Raw genomic sequence first — 2,376 nt, 5'->3', positions numbered from 1 at the left:
TGGTGCAAAAGCCTCCGCTGGCGCTGCGGGTTTTGCACCATGTTCACTGCCGGCGCGAAGGCTAGCTTTGTGTTCCAAGCCTGGGGCCGGTGCCCAAATGATCCCGGATTGCGTAGGCGCCCTCGTTAGCGGAAATTAAAAATAACTATCTTGCGAAAAAATCGATTATGAGCGTATCATTAGTTGAGACACTTAAGCCAATAAATCTGTCCATTGACAAAATTTATCTGGATCCCAATAATCCGCGATTCCTTGATAGAGATTGGGAGTATATAAGTGATGACAATATAACTGATGAGTCTATACAAGATGCGGTAAAGCATAAAATGCGAACTAATTTTGGAATCGATAAACTTGCTGCAAATATTAAACTTAATGGATTTCTTAAAATTGATAGAATTATAGTCCAAAGAATTTTAGATTCTAAAGAGTACGTAGTTTTAGAGGGTAACATGCGCATGTGCGCAGTTAAGTTGCTGCATGAACAACTTGAAACAGATAGCAGAATTGATGAAAATGTTCTTTCATCAATTACTGATATTGAATGCTTAGAGTATATCGGCACCGACCCTCAAGCGGCTTGGATATTTCAAGGATTGAGACATATATCGGGAATAACTGACTGGCCTCCTTTTAATAAAGCAAAACTCTTGGTCAATCAAATGGAATCTGAAGACCTGACACTGACTCAAGTTGGAGAAAGATTTGGTATCTCACCATATGCGGCGGGCCAGTGGATGCGGGGCTATAAGGCTTATGATCAAGCCAATAAGGAGTCTGATTATATACAAGAACTTGATATGAGAAGCTATGCTTACTTCCAAGAGATTTTTGGAAGAAGCTCAGTCGGGATCCGAGAATGGCTTGAATGGGATGAAGGAACTGGGGAGTTTCAAAATCGATTAAACCTCAATGAATTTATTGGTTGGTTATATCCAAAAGAAGATGATGAATCAGACGCATTTGGGGATTGGGAAAAAAGGCACCTCAATACCAGAGATGATTTGAGGCAACTTTCATATTTATATCAGCAAGCACCTAGGCAGTTCAATGAATTTAGAAGAGATTTAGACTTAGAAAAAGCTTATGCAAAAGCTCTATCATTAAAGCAAGAGGCAAAAAATAAAGACGCAACAAGCAAAACATTTGAAGCACTATCTAACTGTAAAAATGCACTAGATAATGTGCCAGCAAAAGCACTTCGAAATTTTGAGACGAAAAGTCAGCTAATAACTGAGATTAAAAAGTTAGTTAGTGTGATAGAAGAGATAATCCCAGAAGCGCTTGAAAAAGATGAGTCTGTCTAACAAACAGGTAATAATTGATGGAGCATACAAATTCGCTGATTTTTCGCGTGAGTACTCAATTGAAGAATATGCTTCAAAGCTATTACAGAAATACGGCTCAATACCACCCATTGACGCCGATAGATATTCTAATAAATTTAAGCGGTCGATTGCAAATTACCTTAAAGAATTAAATGATAACCTTAACAGAAGTGGTAAGGCAAAGATTGGAACGATTCTACCGGGAAACAGGATTAGTTGGAGTATTAGCACCGATTATGAAAAGCTTATTTGGAGGAACCGGCCAATTATACTCGAAATTATAGAGAAACTTAGTGATGATGAATTTGAAAGCCTATGTTGTACTGTTATAAGTTCAATGGGAGGAAAAGCTTGGAAGACAAAAAGCAAAGGGGATGGTAATGTAGATTTATATGGTATTTTATCTACAAATGAACAAAATCATGTGTTTGGTAAGTCGACTAAACTAAGAATAGTTGGTCAATGTAAAAATTACGCACACAAAGAAGTTATCACTCAGTATGAATCTTTTTATCAAGCTCTCAGTAATGTTAGATTTAGAGCTGGAAGAGTTATTAGTGAAATTCCCGCAGACTTTCTTACATCAAAGGGTCCAATAGTTGGGTGGTACGTATGTAAAGATGGGTTTCAAAGTGGTATCTATGACGATGCTCAACAACATGGAATCATATTATCCGACAAATATGACCTGGCGGAAATTTTGTGTGGAATTAATTTAGAAGGCATATCTAGCCACCGGTTAAAAGTCAAGTTATGCTTGATGAAACTAGTAAGAAAACACAACGAATAATTCCGCTAACATTGCGCCATCGTCAAGCCGGCGGTGATGCTTTTGGGTGTCGAGAAAGCCTTTTAAAACTAGCCTAAAGTTGGTCGGAATCCGGATCCTTATTGGTGGTAGCCGGCCTGCGTTGGCGCACCCGTTCTGCGCAACTAACTAACAGAACCATCAAAGCAACCTAATCATGAGAAACTGGCTGAAAATTCTTAAAGCTTACCGACAAGGTAAATTTGATAGGTACTTTTACGGATTAACACCAAGAATGCT

Annotated in this window: 2 protein-coding genes; both read left to right on the top strand. The window is 38.5% G+C overall.

The window, feature by feature from the left end:
• The first annotated feature begins 167 nt into the window (after positions 1-167).
• Positions 168-1,307 carry a hypothetical protein gene (locus DQG19_RS21095; protein WP_157974648.1) on the top strand — a complete coding sequence of 380 codons (1,140 nt, stop codon included), beginning with the start codon at positions 168-170 and terminating at the stop codon, positions 1,305-1,307.
• On the top strand, positions 1,294-2,118 hold the full coding sequence (locus DQG19_RS20600) for a restriction endonuclease (protein WP_232826568.1): 825 nt from the start codon (positions 1,294-1,296) through the stop codon (positions 2,116-2,118). The genes DQG19_RS21095 and DQG19_RS20600 overlap by 14 nt, the downstream gene beginning before the upstream one ends.
• Positions 2,119-2,376: the final 258 nt, after the last annotated feature.

It is taken from the genome of Lewinella sp. IMCC34183 (assembly GCF_003390915.1).
In the GTDB taxonomy this organism is placed as follows: domain Bacteria; phylum Bacteroidota; class Bacteroidia; order Chitinophagales; family Saprospiraceae; genus Neolewinella.
This window is presented reverse-complemented; position numbering and strand designations above follow the sequence as displayed.